The sequence below is a fragment of the Desemzia incerta genome (assembly GCF_900115825.1).
Classification (GTDB): Bacteria; Bacillota; Bacilli; order Lactobacillales; family Carnobacteriaceae; genus Desemzia; species Desemzia incerta.
In genome coordinates this window covers 201282-224915 of sequence record NZ_FOXW01000001.1, presented here as the reverse complement: position 1 = coordinate 224915, position 23634 = coordinate 201282, and the positions used below count along the sequence as shown (strand labels likewise).

The following is a 23634-nucleotide window of genomic DNA, read 5'->3' as shown; positions in this document are numbered from 1 at the left end:
GTGACTTTTAAGTGAGATCCTATCAAACAAATTTAATTTACCAACAAATCCGTTTCAACAACGGATTGACTTGGGGCTATGCTGCATTATGGATACTGCTAAGTATTCAATTTCAACCATTAGGGTTCAAACCGGTGATTCTGGGAATAGGTATCTTGAATTTATTCATCAGCCTAGTGCATCAAAAATTGCTCCAAACAGTTAAAAAAGATGATTTTCATGTTGAAATAAACCTTTCTTCCATTAAAGTCAGCTCGTTGATTTTGATGGCTAGTCTTTTAGTAGGGAATATCTTTGCTTTTATTTCAGGAATCACCACGTTTAAAAAAACACTAACGACTGGTCTGATTTATTCAATTTATATGGTATTAGTTGATGTACTGGTCATTGCTGTAACGGCTTTGAACCTATTTAAGCCGTTTGTATCGAACACTTTTCTACCGTTATTTTACCTCATGATAGTTATCTTGCTCTTTCACAGCTTCGTTTTAGCTTTTGGGCAGAAATGGTTTGAATGGAAACCAACAACTCAAAAAATAACCTTATTCATTCTTGCATTGACTGGTCTTACAGGAAATATACTCGTCTTTTTTGTAGCAGCTTCTTTTTATCAAAACAACAAACCCGATCATATGGGAAAACGTCAGACAAGTATTCGTGAAAAGCTGATTAAAAACCAAGCTGCTTTGCTCGGACTGCTGTTCATTGCTTTCTTAATTATGTTAGCTGTTACTTGTAATTGGACGTTTAGTTATTCTTTTGCTGTTCAAAATGATTACAGTTCTATTTTACAAACCCCTTCTTTACGTTATCCATTTGGGACGGATAATTATGGGCGCGATGTTTTTACAAGAATTGTTTATGGTACTCAAATTTCACTATCGGTTGGGTTGATTGCAACAGCTATTCCTTTAGTAGTTGGCGGAATTTTAGGCGCAGTATCGGGCTTTTACGGCCGTAAGACTGATAACGTGATCATGCGATTGTTGGATGTGCTGTACGCCATTCCCGGCATGCTGTTAGCCATTACGATCATAGCCTCATTTGGAGCTTCAACAACGAACTTGATCATTGCATTAAGTTTAGGGTCGATTCCCTCTTACGCTAGAACGATGCGCGCAAATGTGATGCAAGTCAGCAACTTGGAATACATTGAATCTGCTCGAGCTTTAGGGCAGACAAACAGCCGAATCATCTCCAGGCATGTTATTCCAAATGCTATCGCTCCAATGATCGTGCGTTCAACGTTAACTATTGGGACTGCTGTTATCTCGACAAGTAGCTTAAGTTATCTTGGACTCGGTGTGGAAGCACACATCCCAGAATGGGGAAATATTTTAAGAATCGGCAGCCAATATTTAGAAACCAATCCCTATTTGGCTATTTATCCAGGCTTAGCTATTATCTTACTTGTTTTATCCTTTAATTTCTTAGGAGACGGTATTCGAGATGCAACTGATCCAAAATTAAACTAACCGGTATTCTTTATCTTTATTTTCTCACAACAAAAAAATTTGGAGGTTAAGTACAATGAAAAAACGATTATTATCTTTCCTAACTCTTACCACTAGTGTGATTTTATTAGCGGCTTGTAATGTTCAAACAGAAGAACAAGCAAACAATGACAATTCTGATGTTTCCACGGGTGAAACAACGGAAAAAACGACCATTGAATTACTAGGGTCTTCAAGCAATGAAACCGACATGAATATTGTTAGAGATCAATTGATCAAAAATGGTTTCGATGTTACCTTGAACACGCAGCCAGATTACGCTAGTTTCCAAACACAAAAAGAAGCTGGTAATTATGACCTAGCTATTTCAAGTTGGACAACGGTAACCGGAAACCCGGATTATGCTGTTCGTTCTTTATTTACCACAGACGGTGACAATAGCGATCTGTCTAATAGTGAAGTAGATGCTTTGATCAATGAAGCAGCTTTGCAAACTTCTGACGAATATACCGAAACATATAAAGAATTAGAAGATGTTTTAGTTACCGAAAATGCTTATATCGTCCCGCTTTATACTTCTTTAAAAGCTCAAGCATTTAATCAAGACCTTTTAAACCCAGATTCTATTCGCCTAGCAAAATCACGTGCTTTCCCTTGGGAAACGGTACAATTTAATGAAACTGCTTCAAACGACACAGAACCATTAATATTGACGCAACAAATAGGTGATTTGACTTCATTAGACCCTATCAAAGGCAATGATGGATCAATCAACCAATTGAATACTAATATGTATGTCCGATTAGTAAATTTAACAGATGATGACCAAGTGGTTTCTGATGGTTCTTTGAGTTACAACCATGCGATTGCAGAAGGTAATTCAGATTACTATTTCATTTTACGCGACGATATTAATTTCGCAGCCGTTGAAGATGACCAAGCCGTTGATACTGGCAAAATGGTCAGTGGACAAGATGCTGTTTTCTCACTGAATCGTGCTAAAGATCCCAACTCTGTTCCAGATCACCGGACATACAGTTTACATGAGCACATTGATTCAGTTAGTTTAGTTACCGATCTTGCGGAACTTGAAAATGCTTCTTTATCTGATGGAAACGGAACTGTCAAAGAAGCTTTAGAGGCTAATTTAGAGTCTCCTATTGCTAGTGTTGTAGAAGATGCAGCGCAAGTCGATAATGCTTCAGGTCAATACCAAGTTGTTAAAGTGACCACTACAGAACCATTTCCACAAGTCTTGAATTATCTTGCACACCAATCTGCTGGAATCGTCTCACAAGAGCAAGTTGAAAGCATCAACACATATGATGTGGAAAACTTTGACATCTCTACTGACATTCCTTATGGTGATCAAAGAGCCGTAACAGAAGGCGAAACATACGACAATCATTTGTACGCTAGTGGACCTTATATCATGACTCAGAAAAATGATTATGAAGCTACATTCCAAAAAAATCCTGCTTACATGGCTGGCACAGAACATGCCGCTCAAATCGCTAACGTAACGGTTCGTTTCATCGGAGATGCAGATAGTGCTTTGTCTGCCTTACGTTCTGGCGAGATTCACTTGTTAGCTGGGTTAGATGAAACAAAATATGACGTTGTTGAAGGAGAAGACAGTTTATCGTTACAAAGTATGCCAAGCAACGGTGTAACTTATATGCTGTTTAATGCCAACGGACGTGAGGTTTCTGTCAGTGCTGATTTGCGCAAATCGATTCTTTACTCCATCAACCAAGATGAACTCAGCGCTGCTTATGATGGGTTAAAATTGAAAGCTTATTCTACGGTTAGCCCATTAGTAGACACTGGAAATGAACTAGTAGCTGATCCAGCTAAAGTAGAAGAGTTTTATCAAAATTATTTAGACTCAATAAAATAAGCTGAAATACTTTATCAGTAGTAAGGATCCTGTAAAACACAGGATCCTTACTACTGATTTTTATTTGTTTCAACCTATAGATTATAGCTGCAACTACTTTCCTCGATCTTCATCTTAAAAACATTATATATCCAGAATAATTCAGGATAACAGCACTGTATTAAAGCGCTGTTAACACTAAAGCATAAGGGCTTACTATTTCTATTTTGTGATCTCTATCCAATTCCCTTCAGGATCTTCGATCACACTTTCATAATAACCATCACCTGTTGTGCGTGGCTGTCCTTGACAGCGGTAGCCGTCTTGGATCAATTGTTCTGTTAGTTGATCTACTTTTTCTTTACTGCCTACTGAAATCGTCAGATGTGCCCATCCTAACATTGCTGGTTCATGAGCTTCTGTCACATCTGTACGCGACATCAATTCCAATCGAGCTCCTTTTTCAAATGTTAAAAAGTAAGATTTGAAGCCTTTAGTAGGGTTGTGGTATACATCATTTGAAACAGCGCCAAAATAATCGCAGTAAAAATCTCTTGCTGCTTCCAAGTCCTTTACCCATAATGCGATATGTTCAATATACATAGTGTACTCTCCTATTTTATTCTCGTATTTTTTATTGCTATACTCATTGCAATCGTTACCAATAGTATAATGAAAAAAAGACTCATTGTCATGGTTAATTCTGTCAGTAATAAGGAGCATGTTTATTATGATCAAAAATTATACCTTTAATTTGAATGTAGACAGTATATAGCTGACTGTTTTTCTACTGCTACCAACTGTTGTCTGGTCTTTATTTCCTGCTCCTAATGATGTATTAAGAACAGAATCCGTCACTCCTATTTTCAATCTGGCAGCTTCTATTAGTCAAGTTATCTTTATCGGATTATTATACTTCACAGCAAATGCGGCTGCCCCAAAACATAATGTTAAATCTACACTAATGATTTCGACTATTCTTTCTTGTTCCGTTTATTATCTTTCTTGGATCGTTTATTACATTGGAATGATAAATTTCGCATTGATTCTTATTTTAACCCTTGCTCCTTGCGCCGCTTTTCTTTTCTATGCCTTGGAGAAAAGAAATCACATCGCACTTTTTCCGATAGGCATTTTTACGCTTTGCCACTTGATATATGCCATAATCAACTTTTCATAGACGCAAATCAAAAAACAACCTTTGCTTTTGCAGCAAAGGTTGTTTCCTACTTAGTCTTCTTTTTCTTGAATAGCGCCTTTCAATTGAGATGGATCAGAAGGTGGGTTGTCTAAAATACTTCTGACCTCGTCTAAGTCGGCTTCTACATTCCATAACAAGATGCCTGCCGGTTTATTGTCTTTCAGGTAATAAACCACTTTTCCTTCACCCACTTCGTCGATCATTGTCTCCAGCCCTGAATCCAATGTACCGATCGCTTTCCATGAAATGTCAAACACCACGGAATAAAAGTATGGAGTATACGTATATGGCTCATCCGATCCAGCCATCACTTTACCTACTGTTTCTCCAGAGTTTCGGGCATGATCCACATGCTCGATGCGGTTGCTGCCTAAAATCTCATCTGGATAAGTAGCAATATCTCCGGCCGCATAGATATTCGGATCACTGGTGCGCAAATACTGATCTACAATGACTCCATCGTCTACTTTTAAGCCACTTTCTTCAGCAAGATCTGTTCGCGGCGAAACTCCTAGACCACTCACAAGAGCGTCTCCTTCGATTTCCTGTCCATCATCCAGAGTCACGATGATCTTGTCGCCGTCTTTTCGGTAAGATTCGGCACGCTTGCCATTCATCATTTGAACGCCAGCTTCTCTAAAGGGTTGTTCATATTCTTTCGTGATTTCTTCAGGGAATTGTTTTTCTCCTAACACCTCTTCAGGATAGACAAAAGTTACTCTCGTTTCGTTTTGAATCAATCCAGCCGCTAGTTCTGTTCCAATGTAACCTCCGCCTACAACAATGATATGATTGTTGTTGCCTGAGTAAGCACGCAACTTGCGGTAATCTTCCCAGCTTCTAAAGAAAATCGCACGATCATCATCTGGTCCTTCGATTTCGATAGGCTCGCTACCCGTAGCTAAAAGCAATTTATCGTAACTTAAAATGGAACCATCATCCAATCGAACCGTTTTTTGGTCTCGATTGATCTCAGTGACAGCTGTTTCTAATTTTAATTCTACCCCATTTTCTTCTGTATCCAGAGGAACCTGGTCTTGAGTAAACTCATCATCTGTCCACAATTTTTTTGTCAATGCCGGACGTGTATAAGGAACGTCCATGTCGGTAGAAACGACTCCTATGCTGCCCATCTTATCGTATTCGCGAATACCCTGAACGGCATAAGCTGCCACCATTCCCCCTCCGACGATCAAATAATCATACGGCTGGTTTACTTGTTGTAAATTTTGAATTTCATTTCTTTCTTCGTTTTTCATGTAAATGTTCCCCTTTCTTTTATCAACTATTTCATACATATCTTTAAATCGTTGCTACTGAACCGGAATCTACACGGTAATTTGATCCATTCACAAAGGAAGCTTTATCTGAACATAGAAAAGCAATGACGCTGGCCACTTCTTCTACTCGACCTCGGCGTTTTAATTCCATAAATGGTCTCTTCACATCTAGGAAAGATTCTACCGCTTCTTCTATAGATACATTTAACTCTTTAGCACGATTTTCCATCATGGTATCTGTCATCGGAGTCTCAATAAAGGCTGGCGACACAGTATTGACCAGCAACCCTTCACGCGCATAAGTCCGTGACAACCCTTTTGAAAATGCAATAATTCCAGCTTTAGCACTATCATACGGTAATTCATCGTCATAAGGTTGAACTCCATTTTCAGATGAGATAAAGACAATTCTACCCCAACCGCCGTCTCTTAAATCAGGTAAGAATTCTTTTGTTACACGAACTGGTCCGATCAAATTCACGTCCAGAGTATGTTGCCAATCCTCAACAGACAATTCGTGGAACAATCCTTGATTGCCTGTTATTCCAGCAGAGTGAACAAGAATATCGATTTTGCCGACATCTTTTGCAATCTTATCGCGGAGCTGCTTGATTTCTTCTTCATCAGTAATGTCTGCGGCATAAGCAAAAAGTCTTTCATTTTCTCCCAGTTCATTGACCGCTTCTTTCACTTCATCATCTTCTTTTCCAGTCAAAATAACGGTAGCTCCTTCTTCCAAAAGAACTTTTGCTGTTGCTAGTCCGATTCCTGAACTCGACCCTGTAATCAGTGCTGCTTTTCCTGTAATCCCTAAATCCATCGTGATTGCCTCCTCAATGAAGTATCCATTTGATTTTATTGGACTGACTCAATACTCTCAGCCGCTTACTATCTAAAATGGTACTATTCTCTAGAAAGAAAGACAATTTTTACGCTTTTGTGTTTTTTCTCTCTTCTGTACCGGTCAAGTAGAAAAGTTTGCATAATTTAGAAACAGCAGTTACAACATATGAATGACAACTTACTTATTGTAAGCCGTCGTTCAATTTGAAAGGATGGTTAAAATTGACTAAATTAGGCAAATCGATAGAGTTAAAACGTGGAGCAACACTTAAAAACCGTGCAGTAATGGCACCTATGACAAATATGATGAGTTTTTTCGATGGGACTGTTACAAAAGATGAAATCGAATATTATGCACTAAGAAGTGGCGAAGTAGGCGCTGTTATAACGGCTGCTGCTAACGTTCAAGAGATTGGAAAAGGTTGGGACGGCGAAATTGGCGTTTTTGATGACCGACATATAGAAGGTCTCGCCAAACTTTCCGCTGCAATAAAAAAATCTGGTACAAAGTCAATCTTACAAATTTTTCATGGCGGCAGAATGACACATTCTTCTATTCTAAAAGGGAAACAACCTGTGTCTGCCAGCGCAATAAAAGCTGAGCGTCCAGATGCAGAAGAACCAAGAGCATTGACTGAAGCAGAAGTTTTAGAAGTTATCGAAGATTTTAAATCTGCAGCAGTACGTGCTGTAAAAGCTGGATTCGACGGTATTGAAATCCATGGGGCAAATACCTATTTGATTCAACAATTCTTTTCTCCACACTCTAATCGCAGAGAAGATCAATGAGGCGGAAGCTTAGAAAAGAGATATTCTTTTGTTGACCGCTTAGTGAATGAGATCATTGAAGTCGTAGAGAAAGAAACCAGTGAGCCATTCATTATCGGGTATCGTTTTTCACCAGAGGAATATGAAAATCCAGGAATTCGTTTTGAGGATACGTTATACCTTGTGGATAAGCTTGCCGATAAAGACCTGGATTATTTACACATTTCTATTGGAAACTACAAGCAAGTTTCCAGATCAGAAAATTATCAAGACAAATCAATGATTGAATACATCAATGACAAGATCAATGGAAGAGTTCCTTTGATCAGTGTTGGAGATATCAGAACTAGTGCTGATGCTGAAGAAGCTCTACAAAACAGTGAAATGGTCGCATTAGGACGAGTATTGCTTGCTGATCCTCACTGGGTAAGTAAAGTATTAAGCGGCAGAGAAGATATAGTTCGAGAGTCTGTCAGTGTAGAAGAGCGTGACGCATTGCGATTAAACACGGGTGTTTGGGGCTTCATGGAAGCCATGATGCCTGACAGAATCAAGTAACCCACTTCTACCAGTTAGCTGCACCAATTTGTGTGGTTTAAAATGTCTATAGGCTGTCAAAAACAACTCAGCGGTTGGGTCAAGATCCCAACCGCTGAGTTGTTTTTTGATTTTATTTTACTTATTGGATTAAAAATTTTCAGCCAATTTGTAAGTGTCCATTCCAATCAGCTTAGACTCTAACACTTGATTGATTTTTTCATGATCTACTGTAGGGTAAAGCTCTTTTATCAATTCCAATGTCTTTCGAGCACCTTGATCCATCGAATGCGCTCCTGATAGTAAAAGAATATCTTCTTGTTCCAACTGGGCAACTCCGAACTCCAATGCATCGTCTAATTCCTCAAACATAGCAACTTCAATGTTGTTTTGTTCCATGACTTTCAAGAAAGCTGCTAGCTCTTCTGGAGTAACTTCATCTTTTTTCTCCACATGTGAAGAAGCTGTTGTCAAAATGATTTTTGCGACATTCATTTGATCAAAACAGGCTGCCAAAGTTTCCGCGATTTCTGTACTGTGTTCGGGTCCGTTGCTTCCTCTGAGGGCGTGTACAAGGTGCAGTTTGTTGTAAGTTAAATGACTGATGGTTTCCATACAAGAGTGGATGTTGTTCTGGTTGAGTAATAAGTCGTCGATCACTTTAAATTCATTGTCATAAAGAATCTGGAATCGTCTCTCGACTCCGCAAAAGTTTTTGATCCCTTGTTGAACTACTTCAATTGGAATGTCGTTGACCAATCCTGTAACCACGGTTGTAAGTGCGTTGTAAATCGAATGGTACCCTGGAACCGACATTTCCAACCCGAAACTTACCGGTTCAATGAGGTTTCCGCTCAATGTTTTAAAAGGTTTTTGAATATGAACGGTGAAGGACGGCATCCCAGACGAGAATTGGATGTCTGAAACGCTTATAGTGCCGGAACTGTTTTCAATTCCAAATGTAACCACTTGAGCTTTTGTCTGATTCGCTAAAGGAATGAGCAGCAGTTCATCAATATTTAAAATAGCTGTACTTGTTTTAGGAGCATTTCTTACCAAAGAAGCTTTAGCATCAAAGTAAGCTTCAAACGATTCGTGCAATCGGATGTGTTCGGGACTGATATTCATAAAGGCTACAACATCAAATTCCGTATTGCGGACTCGTTTCAATTCTAGTGCCGAAGAAGAAACTTCCATAGAGACATGCGTGATTTCATGCTCTCTCATCTTTGCCAAATACTGTTGTAAGTCATAGGACTCTGGAGTCGTTAACCGGCTCATTTCGATTTCTTTGTCATACTTGACTAGAATCGTACCTATTAAACCGGTTTTCAATTGATAGGCTTTAAATATCTCTTCCGTCATGTAGGTAATTGTCGTTTTACCATTGGTCGCGGTCACTCCGAACAGGCTCATTGACTGAGAAGGATGACCAAAAAAATTACTTGATAACTGAGCTAATGCTTCTCGGCTATCAGAGACCTTGAGTTGGAGAACGTCTATCCCTTCAATAAATTTTTCAACAACAATAACGGACGCTCCATTGATAACTGCTTGATTGGCATACTTATGCCCATCTGTTTTGTGTCCATTGATACAGACGAATAGCGTATCTGCGCCAACTTCTTTCGTGTGATATGCAATTTTTTTGATATCGATTTCATTTAATTTCGCTTTAAGCTGTTCAGGGCAGCTAGAGTCGATCTTTACCGATTTCAATAAGTCCTTTAGTTTCATAATGATCGTGACTCCCTCAGTGAAAGTATGCGTAATCTCTAAACTAATTTTAGACAGATTACGTCTATTGTTAAATTTTAGTTTACAATCTTCCCCACTGAATGTCATATAATCTGCTCACAGAAAATAAGTAAACGCTAAAAAACGGATCAACTTTAGTTACATTGGCATACAGTAATCCGTATACCAATCTGATCTCTATTGATATAATAAATTCATCAAATACAAGTGGAGGCAAAAATGGATTCTAAACTCATTATCATCAGAGGGAACTCTGGAAGCGGGAAAACGACCACTGCTCAATTGCTCCAAAAACAATTTGATTACGAACAAGCTATGTTGATCTCACAAGACACTGTTCGAATCGATATTTTAAATGCTAAAGACCGACCAGGAAATCCTACGGTAGACCTTGTAAAACTGCTGGCTGAATTCGGCAAAGACAAGTATCAATATGTGATTATTGAAGGGATTTTCGCTTCTGTACGATATAAAGAACTGTTTGATGAGTTGATGGATTTGTTTGCTCCGCATGCCTATGTGTACTATTATGAGATCCCATTTGAAGAGACTGTTATACGTCACCAAACGAGAGATAAAGTGAATGATTTTGGTCCTGACAGAATGAAAAAATGGTGGTTGGAAAAGGACTACTTAAATACTGTGAATGAGACCATCATTGATGAAACATTCAGCCAAGAAGAAGTATTGGAATTGATACTAAATGATTTAACGAAAGACTAGGTAAACATCTTCGCTTCTTTCAGCTTTTAAAATGCAGCTATGTTAAACTTGTAGTAAGAAACTTTCTAAGGGGGATAAAAATGATAGAGAAAACATTGGTACTACTTAAACCCGATGCGGTGGAACGGAATCTGATTGGTCATATTTTAGTTGAATATGAAAGAAATGGACTAAGCGTTTTAGAGTTGAAACTAATGAAAGCCTCTTCAACTTTAGCGGAGCAACATTACATAGAGCATAAAGGTAAACCTTTTTTTGACCGCCTGGTTGCTTATCTGACAAGAAGCCCTTTAGTTGCCTTAGTATTAGAAGGAGAAAATGCTATTAGTCGAGTACGAGCATTGAACGGAACTACTGACCCTGCAGATTCTCAAGATAATACGATTCGTGCCCTTTACGGAAAAAGTATGTCTGAAAATACTGTTCACGCTTCCGATTCAACAGAAAGTGCAGAACGTGAAAGAGAGATATGGTTTGGTTGATTAATTATGGATAGTTAAAAAAAGCTGTGCCAACAATAAATGTTGGCGCAGCTTTTTTTGCAGAATTCAACCTTAACTTTAATCAGTGGTGTATTCCCACCCATGTTCTTCATGATAAATCATTTGTTTCGACATCCCGCCGTCTACTACAAATTCTTGTCCTGTGATGAAACCTGATTTGCTTTCATCTAATAGGAATTCCACCATGTGGAAAATATCTGCTGGATAACCTACCCTACCTACTAAGTGTTGGGAGTGATCGTTTGTAGACAGCTCCATTTCTTGTTTTTCGAATTGGAAATCATTGGTCTCAATCCATCCTGGACTGATGACGTTTACTCTGGCTTTGCTGCGAAGACTGTTCGCCATAGCAAGAGCTAGAGAAAGCAAGGCTCCTTTCGAGCTGCTGTAACTTTCGTTGTTTTCCATACTTTGGCGATTACGAGTAGAAGACATCAAAATAATGCTGGCAACATCAGAAAGATGTTCTTCAAATTGCTGCGTCAAATAGTAGGCCGTTCCCACATTGACTTTCAATACTTCCATAAAGTCGCCGTACGTTGCTCCGGAAACTAATCCACCATTATTGATAGCTGCATTGTGGATAAATCCATCAATTTGGTTTGTTCGTTCTTTTACGAAACGGGCGAACTCTTCTAAAACAGTCTCACTTGCTAAATCTCCGTAAAAGAAATGAATATGAGAAGAAGACAACTTTTTCTCTAAAGCCTCTCCTGCTTGTTGGTCGCAATCAATCACATACAGTTCTACTTTGTCCGTTAAACTTTCCACAATCGCTCGTCCGATTCCATTCGCTCCGCCGGTAAGTACGATTTTTTTCATCATTATCCCCCCTGTTTACTATTTGCTTTTTTCAATCTTTAATTTTTTCGTTCTCCTGATTTATTTTCTCTTTTCTGACTTCATGCTACTCAAAGATGTTATAGATATACAAAACAGCCCGAAGTGAAATTAACTTACTCCGTGCTGTTTTAGGTCTTACCTTTTAAATATTCAATTATTTTAAGAGTTTCCAGTCTACCAGTATCTGTAATAATGAAAGCTTTCTTTTTCTTTATAGTTAGCTAGTTATTATTTCTAACTAATTTAATCATAGAGGAAGAAATAGTTTAACAACTTTCGATTTAAAAATAAAAAATTCATTTATGAAATTTTTTTAGAACAAAATATTATATTACACAGTAGATGCAAAAAAACATTTCTTATTTTGTGATTAACCAATTGTCTTATAAGATACCTTTTAATTTTAATAAATTCAAATGATGATTATATATCCGTAAAGCAAAATCGTTTAACCTCATTATTAGTAATAATTTAGTAATTTCAATAGATAATACAATTAGTTATATTCATAGGTTCATGCTGTCAAAAAATACTTATTTTATCGAAAACTAATCAATCCTTTTAATAACTCAGTTTAATTTAAACTTTTTGGACACTGTGTTAGTTATTTATTTTTTAACTACCAAAATTATTTTATTTTTACTATACTTCTTTTATTGGCATCTTATAAGTTTCATTTATGGAGATGTCCATAATATAATTACTTAATGTATCCATATAATCCAAAATAAAACTTTTAACTTCTTCAAATTCATCGATTGAAACTTTAACATTTTCTCCGTGAGCGATTTTATTACGGACATTTAAAATACTACGATCTATAAATTCTTGTTTAGTTGATAGGTTAGACTGTTTATCGCTCAGTAAAATGAATTTTTCTGTAGTGATTCCTAAGTAAAAAAGTAGATCCTCAATAACATCAAATTTTAAGTTACTTTCTGCTGAAACAATACTTTTATCTTTCTCTTCAACTTTAAAAATGGTGTTTTTTTCTAATAAAATAGCTGTAGTTAATTCATTAAATTTTCTTTTTTTTGTGGATTTTTTTACATCTATAATTTTCTTTGTATGGTGCAGTGTCTGTAAATGATAATCTAAACTTTTCACAGGAATTTCTTTAAAGTTAATATGTTGTAAAAACAATCTTATTGCTTCAACTGAAAAACCTTCAAAGTGTGCATATATTATAGTAAATGCAGCTCTTAATAAGGAGTCCTTAATTTCTCCATCAGTAGCCTGAATTTGTATGCTTAAATTACTTATTTCTCTTTTTCGATAACTTGTATTTTTATCTAATTTTCTCTGTAATTTTTCACAATCCACTAAAATATTCCTCACTATAAGTTACTAGTTCTTTAGTTCTTGATATTGGTCTTGATTGATTCTTTTTTTCCAGGAACTCTTCTGTATTTGATAAATTTTCAATTAATTTTTTAAGTTTTTCTTTTCTTTCATTCTGGGAAGGTTCATAAGGTTTTTCTATAATAGAATTAGTCAGACCAGGTACTATTGCTTCAAAAAAAGCCATAGAAACAGCTCCAGTAAATTTCGATTTATCAGGATCAAATTTTTTAAAGCTATCTTCTCCTAATGTATCTGATAAAATAGAAAATACTTGTTCAAATACTATCTTCTTTTCGTCATAATTAAAATTGTCAATTTTAATCAATTCGTGCATTTTTTCAGTTATATAAGGACTCATGTCTTCTTTCCCAGTTATATCAGTGATTTTAAGAGATGTAAATATAAAATATCTCAACAAATAGTCCATATCATCTTTTTCATTTGTTTGTTTTTTACTCAAAGGTAAACAATTTTGAAAATTTATATTGTTATTCAATTCTTCAAACCATGCATAGAATTCCCTGTTTCCCATAATCATCAAGCTATTTCTTATTTCTTGTTCAGATAGTGATGAGCCTCCTGTATTTAATCTTTGAAAAAGTTCATATTGTGAATCCACATCACTTGTATACTTAATAATTTTTACATCCAATCGAGATCTTTTAAAAAAAAGTTTAATCTCTTTAGATATAGCATTATCGCCATTCTCCCATTTTTTCCCTTCTAAAGATGGTAAAAATTTGGTGCCATGTAATTCTAATGCAGGAACTTCGTGTCTACTTGTAGAATCAATATTTAATATTTCCATAAATTGAAAAATAGTCGATAACCTTTGTAACCCATCAATTACTGTCCAAACCCCGTCTTTTCTTTGATACACAAAAATTGGTGGAATAGGTATGCCTAATAAAATAGACTCTATAAACTTAGTTTTTTGAGAATTAGACCATCTGAAAAACCTCTGGTATTCAGGTTGTAATTCTAACTCATCTTCACTGTACATACTAGCAATTTCACCTATAGACATTGTATATGAATCAGTGAATATTTCTTTAGCTTTTTCCTTTACTTCTTGATCTAGCATCAGTTAAACTCCTTTAAATTAAATTCTCATTTATAAAGTAATTATTGATATCTTTTGCAGTTATTCTTACAGAACTGCTATTAACATTAGTTCCAACCGAAGTTACATATTCAAAAAATTCTTTGGTCTGTAATATATCCTTAGCTATTGCTAAACTCATATTTTGTTTCGGTACTATATATATTCCAGAGTAAGGAATTGTATTTTGATTTAATTCATATATTTTAACTTTTTTTGTAATTATAGTTGAAATCAATAGTTTAGGCTGGTTTAGATGCTTCAAAGCTTGGGTTCTTCCATACTCAAACCAAAAAACATTTGAGCTAGAATTCCTCGAAGATAATTTATGGGAAAACATTTGCAAATATTCACTAGCAGAAGGAAACAAATTTGCAAACTCTGTAGGTGTATATCTATTTAACCCTTGACTATTATAGAAATATGGAAAAATTATTTTTTCTTTTCTTTGTAGGTACATATTTTTAGGACTGGCAGCATCTCTGACCAAACATTTTTCGATTTTTTTTTGATTTACTTTATAGTAATCTCCACTCTCTTCAAAATCTCTAAGAATAAAAGCTTCATTCAATAGAGTAGCCACAGGCATTGAAGCCTCAAAATAATTTCCAAATCTTAATGTATTTTCATTATGATTAATATGAGACCTAAACACCCATTTTTCTTTTAATAAGTTTTTAGAGATTATTATTGTGCTCTTTTTCTTAATATCATGATAATTGATATGATTAACACACACTGATTTATCGATAATAATGATTGAGGAAGAAGTAAGTATATTTTGAAATATTTTTTCATTCGTGTAGTCATAAACAGCTATTAATTTATCTTTTATAAGTTCTCTAATTATATTACCATGCACATTTTTAAACATATTACTTGGAACCAAATAAGATATTTTTCCAGTTTCATTCAAACTATCTAAATCTTCTTCAAGAAAAGCATAGTAATAATCAAAATTTCCCTTGGAACATGATTTATATTTACTCTTTAAAAATCCCCTATTTGTTTTTTCAATGTCATGGTATTTTATATAAGGCGGATTTCCAATAATAAAATCGAATTTAATTTTGAACTTTTTATCTAATCTATCACAGTTAAATAAATTCCATTGTACTTTATTTATACCATATCCATGAGCTAATTCGTTTAATTTCTTTATACACTCTTTATAATAGAAGGTATCAATCTCAACAGCATATATATCTTGTTCTAAACCAACTTTTATTTCATCCAGAGAATAATTATCTTTTATTGAAGAAATTATATATCTCTCTACAATATTAAGTAGTATACTACCATCTCCAGAAGAGCTTTCTAATATTTTTTTCCCATATAAATTTTTACAATAATTGACACTATTTAACATTTTTTCCACTATTTTTTTAGGAGTAAAAATTTGATGTTTTAAATTCATTGTTCTGACCTTTCACCGAATGTATTACTATAGTTTTACTTTATTATATCATAGGATAAAGATACTATGTAAATTCTTAATAATAAAGAAAGTTATAACCATGATTACATTTTTCTTAATAAACTAGAGTTATGAGAAGCATTTAAATTGTATTTGTTACTCATTTAATAAAGACAAAGCTTTTTCCTATTAACTAAGTTTGAATTCATTTAATTTTATAGGAGAAATAGCCTGTTTTTTACTTCTATAGAAATTCAAAAAGCCATTAGTAAGTTTCCACATACTAACGGCAAGCATTGTATATTAAATTAGTAATTTTGCTTTAGATAAACAATAACGAATAAATAAGTATACAAACTTCAACAAATTTCTTGCTAATTATTCCCACTCAACAGTTGCTGGTGGCTTACTCGTCACATCATACACGATACGGTTAACGTGTTTCACTTCGTTTACGATGCGGACAGAGATTTTTTGCAATACGTCCCAAGGGATACGTGCAAAGTCTGCTGTCATTCCGTCGATAGACGTTACAGCACGAATTCCAACTGTGTAGTCATACGTACGGCCGTCTCCCATTACTCCGACACTGCGGAAACCTGGAAGAACTGTGAAGTATTGCCAGATATCGCGGTCAAGACCGGCTTTAGCAATTTCTTCTCTTAAGATGTAGTCGCTGTCGCGAACGATCTCTAATTTTTCTTCTGTTAATTCACCGATGACACGAATTCCTAGACCTGGGCCTGGGAACGGTTGGCGCCAAACTAAGCTTTCTGGCATGCCTAATTCCATTCCTAATTCACGAACCTCGTCTTTGAATAAAGCATTCAATGGTTCGATCAATTTGAATTGCATGTCTTCAGGAAGTCCACCTACGTTGTGGTGAGATTTGATTGTTTGAGCAGTAGCTGTTCCGCTTTCGATGATGTCTGTATACAGTGTTCCTTGAGCTAAAAACTCAACACCTTCAAGTTTTGTTGCTTCATCATCAAATAAGTACACAAATTCGTTTCCGATAATTTTACGTTTTTGTTCGGGATCGCTGACGCCTTTTAATTTGGCCATGAAACGTTCTTTAGCGTCCACACGGATAATGTTCAAGCCGAATTTGCCGACTAAACTTTCCATAACTTGTTCGCTCTCGCCTTTACGCAATAAACCATGATCCACAAAAATACACGTCAACTGGTCGCCGATCGCTCTTTGCAATAGAACTCCTACTACACTTGAGTCCACCCCGCCTGATAAACCAAGCAAGACTTTTTTGTCTCCTACAGTTTCGCGGATTTTAGCGATCTCTAAATCGATAAAGTTGCTGATGCTCCAGTTTCCTTCAAAACCACAGACATTAAACGTAAAGTTTCTTAACATGTCGTTTCCATGTACAGAGTGACGAACTTCTGGATGGAATTGAACGGCATGGAAGTTCTTTTGCTCGTTAAACATAGAAGCAATCGGGCAGTGTGCGCTAGTCGCACTGACAACGAAACCTTCTGGAGCTTGAGTAACCAAGTCACCATGACTCATCCAAACCGTTTCTTCTTCATCTAAAGTAGTGAAAAGAGGTGCTGTACGGTCTTCAATATGAATCTCAGCTTTCCCGTATTCGCGGTTTGTACTTGGGCTAACTTCTCCACCCATCATTTTCGTCATCAATTGCATTCCATAACAAATACCAAAAATTGGAATACCTAAATTAAAAATTTCTGGATCTACTGAAAATGATCCTTCATCGTAAACACTCATTGGTCCACCTGAAAAGATGATTCCTTTAACGTTTAATTCTTTCAACTCTTCAGCTGTTGTTGTATGAGGCATCAACTCTGAATAAACTCCAAATTCTCTAATACGGCGCGTGATCAATTGGTTATATTGACTACCAAAATCAAGTACGATCATTTTTTCCAATTCTTTTGTATCTGTTATAGTTGTCAAAACTTTACACCTCTTCTATATTTTTCTTACCATAGTATCATGAATGATATAGATTTGTTAGCTCAAAAAAAATGACAGCGCTTTTTCTAATGAAAAGTTTATTTTCCTTATTCTTGTCTATTTGAGTACCCGTTCATTCAGTACTTTTTCAGCATGATTTTGTCAATGTAATGCCTTTCACTTTTGTGCAAAATTAAATCCGCCCGTTTACGCGTCGGAAGAATGAAGTTTTTCAAGTTTTCTAAATTGATCGTTCTCCATACGTCATGAGCATGTGCAAATGCTGCTTCTGGACCTTTTTGCGCTAACTCATAATAATAGTTGTTCGGATCCGTAAACGCTGTTTCCAGCAATACTCCGAATCGTTCGATGTACCATTTTTCGATTTGTTCCGGTTCTGCATCCACGTAGATTGAAAAATCGAAAAAATCGCTTATGTAAATCTGTTCGTTCGCTGGTGATTGCAGCACGTTGATGCCTTCCACAACCAAAATATCCGGTCGGTGCAAAACGTTTGTTTTCCCCTCTATAATGTCATACACTTCATGAGAATAGACTGGAGAAGTAATATTGGTTTCACCGATTTTTACTTTGCTCAAAAATGTGATCAATTTTTTCATATCGTAACTTTCAGGAAACCCTTTTCGATTCATGATGCCTTTTTCTTTTAAGACCTTATTTGGATACAAAAACCCGTCTGTGGTGATCATTTCTACACTCAGATCAGTGAAGTAGCTGGCCAGCATTTGAGTCAACAAACGTGCTGTCGTGCTTTTCCCAACAGCAACACTTCCTGCGATCCCAATCACGAACGGTTTTGTTTCAGTTTGGTGCTCTAAGAAAAAGGTCTTTTCTTTTTGCAGTTTTTCGTATTGTTGGATAAATAAATTGATTAATTGAACTAGAGGTACATAGATTTCTTTTACGTCTGCTAAAGAAATCGGATCGTTCAGTCCTCTAATATTTTCCAATTCTTCAAATGTCATTTTGATGGATGTATCATGACCTAATTCTTTCCAGTCATCACGAGAAATAATGTGATGAGTTTCCGTTTCATTCATGGGTATTTGTCCCTCCTGATTTTGAAAGTTTCGCATAATTGTAACAGATATTCAGTCTTAATTATAGTTTTTCCTTTTGTGTAAGATGAAAATCCGGCTAAATCTTTAAAAAAATTTAATGTGTTTTAGCGAAGCTTAACTACCACAAGTTATTCATCTACTGTACTATTGTAAGTGAGAATGCGTTTTAATGGAGTTATCGAATCATTAAAGGAACTATAAGAAATTTGTATAGGAAGGAGTTCGACAATGAAAGAAGAAAAAAACTATATTGAAATATGGGGCGACGTAGTAGAATTACGTGATCTTGTGCGTTCCATATTCATCTCTGCCGTCTCCACTATGGGCTTGTATTTTTTAGCGCCAGATGGAAGCAGAACATTACAATTATTTTTCGGTCTAGGAGGAGCTCTTCTTGGTTTTATTATTTCAGGATTACTGACAAAACCAAAACGCATCATCAGCTCGTCCCAAGAAGAAGACCAACACATTAGTTAGGAGATTAAGAAATGGATGTTTTATTGCTTGTTCAAATGTTTTTCGCCGCATTGAGTGCGGTAGTTTTATACACGTTTATCGGATTTATTCCAGGGACAGATGAAACTTCTGTTTTAATGCCGGTATCATTGGCATTGATTCTCTCAGGAGCTGACCCGATGATCATTTTAACATTTTTTGTAGCCTCTTTTATTACACTGAATTTAACCAACTTGATGCCAACAGCTCTCGTCGGTTTGCCTGGGGGCGTTTTGTCTGCTCCAATGATCGACCATGCTATTTACTTAAAGAACGAAGGAAAGTCCAGTGTCGTGGTTAAAAAAATGGCTGCTGGAGCTCTGATCGGCACGTTAATTTCGATTCCAGTATCGTTTTTACTGGCGAACTTATTAGTTCCATTTGCAGAAGCTATTCAGCCGTATGCATCGTTGCTGTTCGTCATAGGAGCTGTCTTTCTGTCTTTGATCAGTAAGCAAAAAATGCTTTCTTTATTAAGCATCATCCCTTTAGCCATCTTGTTTCAAAGTTTGCGTCATTTGTATTGGAGCACTGGAGTTGTTCCAGAAGATGCCAACATCACTACTTCCTTTTTCCTAGGGATCACGATTGGACCATTGATCGTATCATTGATGCAATTATTGAATAAAGAAACGCGCAAAACAATGTTGACTGATAGTTACAAAAAAATCACGATCCCAAGCGATTTAGATAAAGAAAAAAGATTGAATCCTTTCAAGATCTTATCTAAAAAAGAATTAAAAGCTGCATCATTTTCAGCCCTTCTTTCTAATATTTTCTTTGTCTTAAGTCCAGTAGGATTGATTTTGTTATTCGGAGAAACAGTGTCCAATAAGATCAAAGACCCTGAAGAAAAGGCGACTACAACAATCACTACCATGAGTGCATTATCCCAGTCGACTTACATATCAGGAATCATTATTCCTTTAGTGGCTCTGGGAATTCCTTTATCTCCTACTGCTATCGGACCAGGAAGTGCCTTGTTCAATGCTCCTCCTGTTTATACGGTTGAAAATAACTTGTTCCACATTTTGTCTACAGGAGAAAAGGCGATCGCCATCGTTCTAGGTGCAGCTATAGCTTCCATCTTAAGTTATGTTATTATTAACAAGTATGCTGGAAGAATTTCTACCTTCGTTCTAGAAAAAATTCCCCATGAAGCCATTTTAGGATTATTTATTTCTTTCATCCTTCTGCTTTCCTATATGGATGCAGGCTTGATCAATATCTTTGGAGTGTTATTGATTGGGATCACTAGTGGAACGTTAAATAAAATGGGAGTGAACTATGGTATACAGTTCATGACCTTATACGCGGCGCCGTTTATCGTTCAATATTTGGCGCTCATCTAATACAAATCAACCTTTAAGGAGTACGTACCAATGCAGACAGTAAACAACCAAGCTATTGGGAGAGCAACAGGAAAAATCATTTTAATGGGAGAACACGCAGTTGTTTACGGAGAACCTTCTCTAGCAATCCCCTTCCCAAAAGCGACTATCCAAACGACTGTTACACCATCAACAGGTCCGATTACGGTAGATTGCATTTATCACAAAGGTTTATTGACAGACGTTCCTGAACGTTTATCCAATTTACTGACTGTGGTGGAAATCAGTTTGAAGGCTTTAAAAAAAGAGTTGAAAGATTTTAGTTTAAAAATCGACAGTTCCATTCCTGCTGAAAGAGGAATGGGATCCAGTGCAGCTGTAGCTGTAGCAACCGTTCGTGCGTTATTCAATTACTTTGAGCAAGAATTGACGCATGACCAATTGCTCGAACTGGTCAATGTATCTGAAGTCATCGCTCATGGAAATCCAAGCGGCTTAGATGCAGCTATGACCAGCGGCGAGCAGCCGTTGTATTACATCAAAGGGAAGCCGTTTGTTCCTTTCAAAATGTCTGTAGATGCTTACTTAGTTGTCGCAGATACTGGGATCAAAGGACAAACCAGAGAAGCAGTCGGCAGTATCGCTGCTTTAATGAAAGAACATCCTGAAGAAACAATGAATGACATTCACCAATTGGGAGAGTTAGCTGACAAAGCAAAAACAGCGATCGAAGAAAACAGTCCGATTGATTTAGGTTCTTACATGCATCAAGCGCACCTTCTTCTGGATAAACTAGGCGTCAGCAACGAGCAGTTGAATCAATTAGTGGATGCTGCTTTAGCAAATGGAGCTTTAGGCGCCAAGTTGACCGGCGGCGGCAGAGGCGGCTGTATGATCGCTTTAGCAGACAGCGAAACGACTGCACAACAAATTTCAGATGCCTTACGTGAAACGGGCACTTCTAACACGTGGATCTATCAATTGGGGGATGACTCTTTTGAGTAACGAAAAAAAAGTACGCGCATATACAAATATTGCTTTGATAAAATACTGGGGCAAACGAGATGAAAAACTCTTCTTGCCGATGAACAGCAGTCTTTCTTTGACACTAGACTCTTTCTACACCGAAACGTCTGTGTCCTTTGAAGACTCTACTGAAGGCGATGTTTTCTATTTAAATGATGCATTGCAAGACGCTAAAGCTACACAAAAAGTGAGCCGTTTTTTAGATTTGTTCCGTCAAGAAGCTGGGATTACTTCAGCTGCTGTCGTTAAAAGCACCAACTTTGTTCCTACTGCTGCAGGATTAGCTTCTTCTGCTTCCGGGATGGCTGCTTTAGCTGGAGCTGCTAATTTAGCAAGCGGTTTGAATTTGGACAAAACGACTTTATCTACTTATGCTAGACGCGGTTCAGGATCTGCAACGCGCAGTATGTTCGGCGGATTCGTAGAGTGGGAAAAAGGGACGAATAATGAAGACTCTCGTGCCATCAAGATCGATGAAGCTTCATGGGACATCGGTATGGTAACGATTATCGTCAATGACAAGCAAAAATCCATTTCCAGTCGTGAAGGCATGAAAAATACTGTTGCTACTTCTCCTTTCTACCCGAGCTGGTTGGAATCCACATCGGTCGACTTAGCGAACATCAAAGAGGCTATATTAGCAAAAGACTTTGAACAAGTCGGCATGATCACTGAAAGCAACGGTATGAAAATGCATGCGACTATGCTGGGGGCTAATCCTCCCCTATCTTACTGGGAACCGGACAGCGTTCGCGCCATGCAAGCTGTCAGAAATTTGCGTCAATCGGGTATTCCATGTTACTTTACGATGGATGCGGGTCCGAACGTCAAAGTTCTGTGCCGCTTGTCTGATAGTCAAAAAATCAAAGACTACTTAGTACAAACGTTCAACCCAGAACAAATCGTGATTTCTGGACCTGGAAAAGATTTAGAAGAAATCAGCATTTAAAACATTAAAGCAGCATTGTTTCTTATTTCTGAAAACATTTTTAAGGAGTGTCATACATGATTAGTGCTTCTGCACCCGGAAAATTATATATCGCAGGGGAATACGCTGTGGTAGAACCTGGTCATCCAGCTATTTTAGTGGCTGTTGATCAATTCATCACGGTTTCCCTTGAGCGAACGACGGATATGGGGACCATTCAGTCTACACAATACGGAAACTTGCCGGTCACATGGAAACGAGAAAACGACCGTTTAGTCTTGGATAAGCGAGAAAACCCGTTCCATTATATTCTGGCGGCTATCGAAGTGACGGAAAGCTACGTAAAATCATTTGGTAAAGAACTATCTTTCTACCACTTATCTGTCGACAGCGAATTAGACAGCTCCAATGGACGAAAATATGGTTTAGGATCCAGTGCTGCTGTAACTGTAGCTACTGTTAAAGGCGTGCTGCGTTTTTACGGTCTGCAAAATGAATCCAATGAAACGATTTTCAAATTGGCGGCTTTAGCTCATTTGTCCGTTAAGAGCAATGGTTCTTGCGGCGATGTAGCGGCGAGTGTATTCGGCGGCTGGCTGGCATTTACGACATTTGATCGCAAATGGGTACTGCAACAGCAGCAAGACTTATCTGTACGAGAAGTCATCGAGTTGGAGTGGCCTCACTTGTCTTTCAAACAGCTCACTCCCCCAGCAGAAATGCGTTTATTGATTGGTTGGACGGGTTCTCCCGCTTCTACTTCTCATTTAGTTGATGAAGTAACCAGCAAACGAACACAAGATGCTTTAGCTTATGATGAATTCCTAGCTGCTAGTTCAGCGTGTGTACAAGAGATGATTCGCGGATTTGAACAAGGCGATATCAAAAAAATTCAAGAAGAAATACGTCACAGCCGAGTGCTGTTGAAAAAAATGAGTCAAACAACCGGAGTCGTGATCGAAACGCCCGCATTAACTCATTTATGCAAGTTAGCAGAGGACTTTAATGGAGCTGCTAAATCATCAGGAGCTGGCGGCGGAGATTGCGGTATCGTGATATTTGACCGCAAAGACGGCGTATTATCTTTGATCACAGCGTGGGAAGAACAAGGCATCACCAACTTGCCCTTGCATGTTTACGTAAAAAATAATTAATTATCGGGTTACACTTATCCAGCAGGAGGAT

The 23634-nt window shown here is 37.1% G+C and carries 19 protein-coding genes and 1 pseudogene; 10 read left to right on the top strand and 10 right to left on the bottom strand.

The genetic code is table 11. The annotated features are described in order from the left end of the window. Nucleotides 1-11 precede the first annotated feature (11 nt). Nucleotides 12-1475 (top strand): ABC transporter permease, encoded by a 1464-nt coding sequence (locus BM137_RS01075; protein ID WP_218147481.1) that lies wholly within the window; start codon nucleotides 12-14, stop codon nucleotides 1473-1475. 55 nt (nucleotides 1476-1530) lie between these two features. Continuing rightward, entirely contained in the window at nucleotides 1531-3354 is a 1824-nt protein-coding gene (locus BM137_RS01070) for an ABC transporter substrate-binding protein (RefSeq protein ID WP_092479298.1), read from the top strand. Between the two features lie 201 nt (nucleotides 3355-3555). Here BM137_RS01070 and BM137_RS01065 read toward each other — a convergent pair whose 3' ends face one another. From BM137_RS01065 to BM137_RS01055, 3 genes are all read right to left on the bottom strand, one after another. Then, on the bottom strand, nucleotides 3556-3936 hold the full coding sequence (locus BM137_RS01065) for a VOC family protein (RefSeq protein ID WP_092479297.1): 381 nt from the start codon (nucleotides 3934-3936) through the stop codon (nucleotides 3556-3558). 627 nt (nucleotides 3937-4563) lie between these two features. Then, nucleotides 4564-5793: an NAD(P)/FAD-dependent oxidoreductase gene (locus tag BM137_RS01060; protein ID WP_092479296.1), complete on the bottom strand. Its 1230-nt coding sequence runs from the start codon at nucleotides 5791-5793 to the stop codon at nucleotides 4564-4566. A 43-nt stretch (nucleotides 5794-5836) separates the two neighbouring features. Next, nucleotides 5837-6634 carry an SDR family NAD(P)-dependent oxidoreductase gene (locus BM137_RS01055; protein ID WP_092479295.1) on the bottom strand — a complete coding sequence of 266 codons (798 nt, stop codon included), beginning with the start codon at nucleotides 6632-6634 and terminating at the stop codon, nucleotides 5837-5839. A gap of 245 nt (nucleotides 6635-6879) precedes the next feature. On the opposite strand from BM137_RS01055, the pseudogene BM137_RS01050 reads away from it, so the two are divergent. Further along, a pseudogene (locus BM137_RS01050) lies at nucleotides 6880-7983 on the top strand (NADH-dependent flavin oxidoreductase). A gap of 129 nt (nucleotides 7984-8112) precedes the next feature. Here the strand turns inward: BM137_RS01050 and BM137_RS01045 are convergent. After that, entirely contained in the window at nucleotides 8113-9699 is a 1587-nt protein-coding gene (locus BM137_RS01045) for a Mur ligase family protein (protein WP_092479294.1), read from the bottom strand. Between the two features lie 240 nt (nucleotides 9700-9939). On the opposite strand from BM137_RS01045, the gene BM137_RS01040 reads away from it, so the two are divergent. Beyond that, the gene (locus BM137_RS01040; protein ID WP_092479293.1) at nucleotides 9940-10443 is read left to right on the top strand and encodes an AAA family ATPase; all 504 of its coding nucleotides are present in this window, start codon (nucleotides 9940-9942) and stop codon (nucleotides 10441-10443) included. 80 nt (nucleotides 10444-10523) lie between these two features. Then, nucleotides 10524-10925 carry a nucleoside-diphosphate kinase gene (gene ndk, locus BM137_RS01035; protein ID WP_092479292.1) on the top strand — a complete coding sequence of 134 codons (402 nt, stop codon included), beginning with the start codon at nucleotides 10524-10526 and terminating at the stop codon, nucleotides 10923-10925. A gap of 78 nt (nucleotides 10926-11003) precedes the next feature. Here the strand turns inward: ndk and BM137_RS01030 are convergent, their stop codons facing one another. The 6 genes from BM137_RS01030 to coaA form a co-directional block, all read right to left on the bottom strand. Beyond that, nucleotides 11004-11768: an SDR family oxidoreductase gene (locus tag BM137_RS01030; protein WP_092479291.1), complete on the bottom strand. Its 765-nt coding sequence runs from the start codon at nucleotides 11766-11768 to the stop codon at nucleotides 11004-11006. A 663-nt stretch (nucleotides 11769-12431) separates the two neighbouring features. Further along, nucleotides 12432-13112 carry an MAE_28990/MAE_18760 family HEPN-like nuclease gene (locus BM137_RS01025; RefSeq protein WP_092479290.1) on the bottom strand — a complete coding sequence of 227 codons (681 nt, stop codon included), beginning with the start codon at nucleotides 13110-13112 and terminating at the stop codon, nucleotides 12432-12434. Continuing rightward, a complete protein-coding gene (locus tag BM137_RS01020) occupies nucleotides 13102-14217 on the bottom strand; it encodes a GmrSD restriction endonuclease domain-containing protein (RefSeq protein WP_092479289.1) in 1116 nt (371 codons plus the stop codon). The genes BM137_RS01025 and BM137_RS01020 overlap by 11 nt, the downstream gene beginning before the upstream one ends. 13 nt (nucleotides 14218-14230) lie before the next feature. Continuing rightward, nucleotides 14231-15652, bottom strand: a complete 1422-nt coding sequence (locus tag BM137_RS01015; protein WP_092479288.1) for an Eco57I restriction-modification methylase domain-containing protein — start codon at nucleotides 15650-15652, stop codon at nucleotides 14231-14233. A gap of 378 nt (nucleotides 15653-16030) precedes the next feature. After that, a complete protein-coding gene (guaA, locus tag BM137_RS01010; protein ID WP_092479603.1) occupies nucleotides 16031-17551 on the bottom strand; it encodes a glutamine-hydrolyzing GMP synthase in 1521 nt (506 codons plus the stop codon). A gap of 173 nt (nucleotides 17552-17724) precedes the next feature. Further along, nucleotides 17725-18648: a type I pantothenate kinase gene (gene coaA / locus BM137_RS01005; RefSeq protein WP_092479287.1), complete on the bottom strand. Its 924-nt coding sequence runs from the start codon at nucleotides 18646-18648 to the stop codon at nucleotides 17725-17727. A 249-nt stretch (nucleotides 18649-18897) separates the two neighbouring features. On the opposite strand from coaA, the gene BM137_RS01000 reads away from it, so the two are divergent. Genes BM137_RS01000 through BM137_RS00980 form a run of 5 tightly spaced genes read left to right on the top strand, consistent with a single transcriptional unit; the run spans nucleotide 18898 to nucleotide 23603 of the window. After that, nucleotides 18898-19146 carry a hypothetical protein gene (locus BM137_RS01000; protein WP_092479286.1) on the top strand — a complete coding sequence of 83 codons (249 nt, stop codon included), beginning with the start codon at nucleotides 18898-18900 and terminating at the stop codon, nucleotides 19144-19146. A gap of 11 nt (nucleotides 19147-19157) precedes the next feature. Next, on the top strand, nucleotides 19158-20516 hold the full coding sequence (locus BM137_RS00995; protein WP_092479285.1) for a tripartite tricarboxylate transporter permease: 1359 nt from the start codon (nucleotides 19158-19160) through the stop codon (nucleotides 20514-20516). Nucleotides 20517-20546: 30 nt separating this feature from the next. Further along, entirely contained in the window at nucleotides 20547-21500 is a 954-nt protein-coding gene (mvk, locus tag BM137_RS00990; protein WP_092479284.1) for a mevalonate kinase, read from the top strand. Then, nucleotides 21484-22470, top strand: coding sequence for a diphosphomevalonate decarboxylase (gene mvaD, locus BM137_RS00985; protein WP_177192474.1), 987 nt, complete (start codon nucleotides 21484-21486; stop codon nucleotides 22468-22470). The genes mvk and mvaD overlap by 17 nt, the downstream gene beginning before the upstream one ends. Before the next feature lie 56 nt (nucleotides 22471-22526). Continuing rightward, entirely contained in the window at nucleotides 22527-23603 is a 1077-nt protein-coding gene (locus BM137_RS00980; protein ID WP_092479282.1) for a phosphomevalonate kinase, read from the top strand. The last annotated feature ends 31 nt before the right edge of the window (nucleotides 23604-23634 follow it).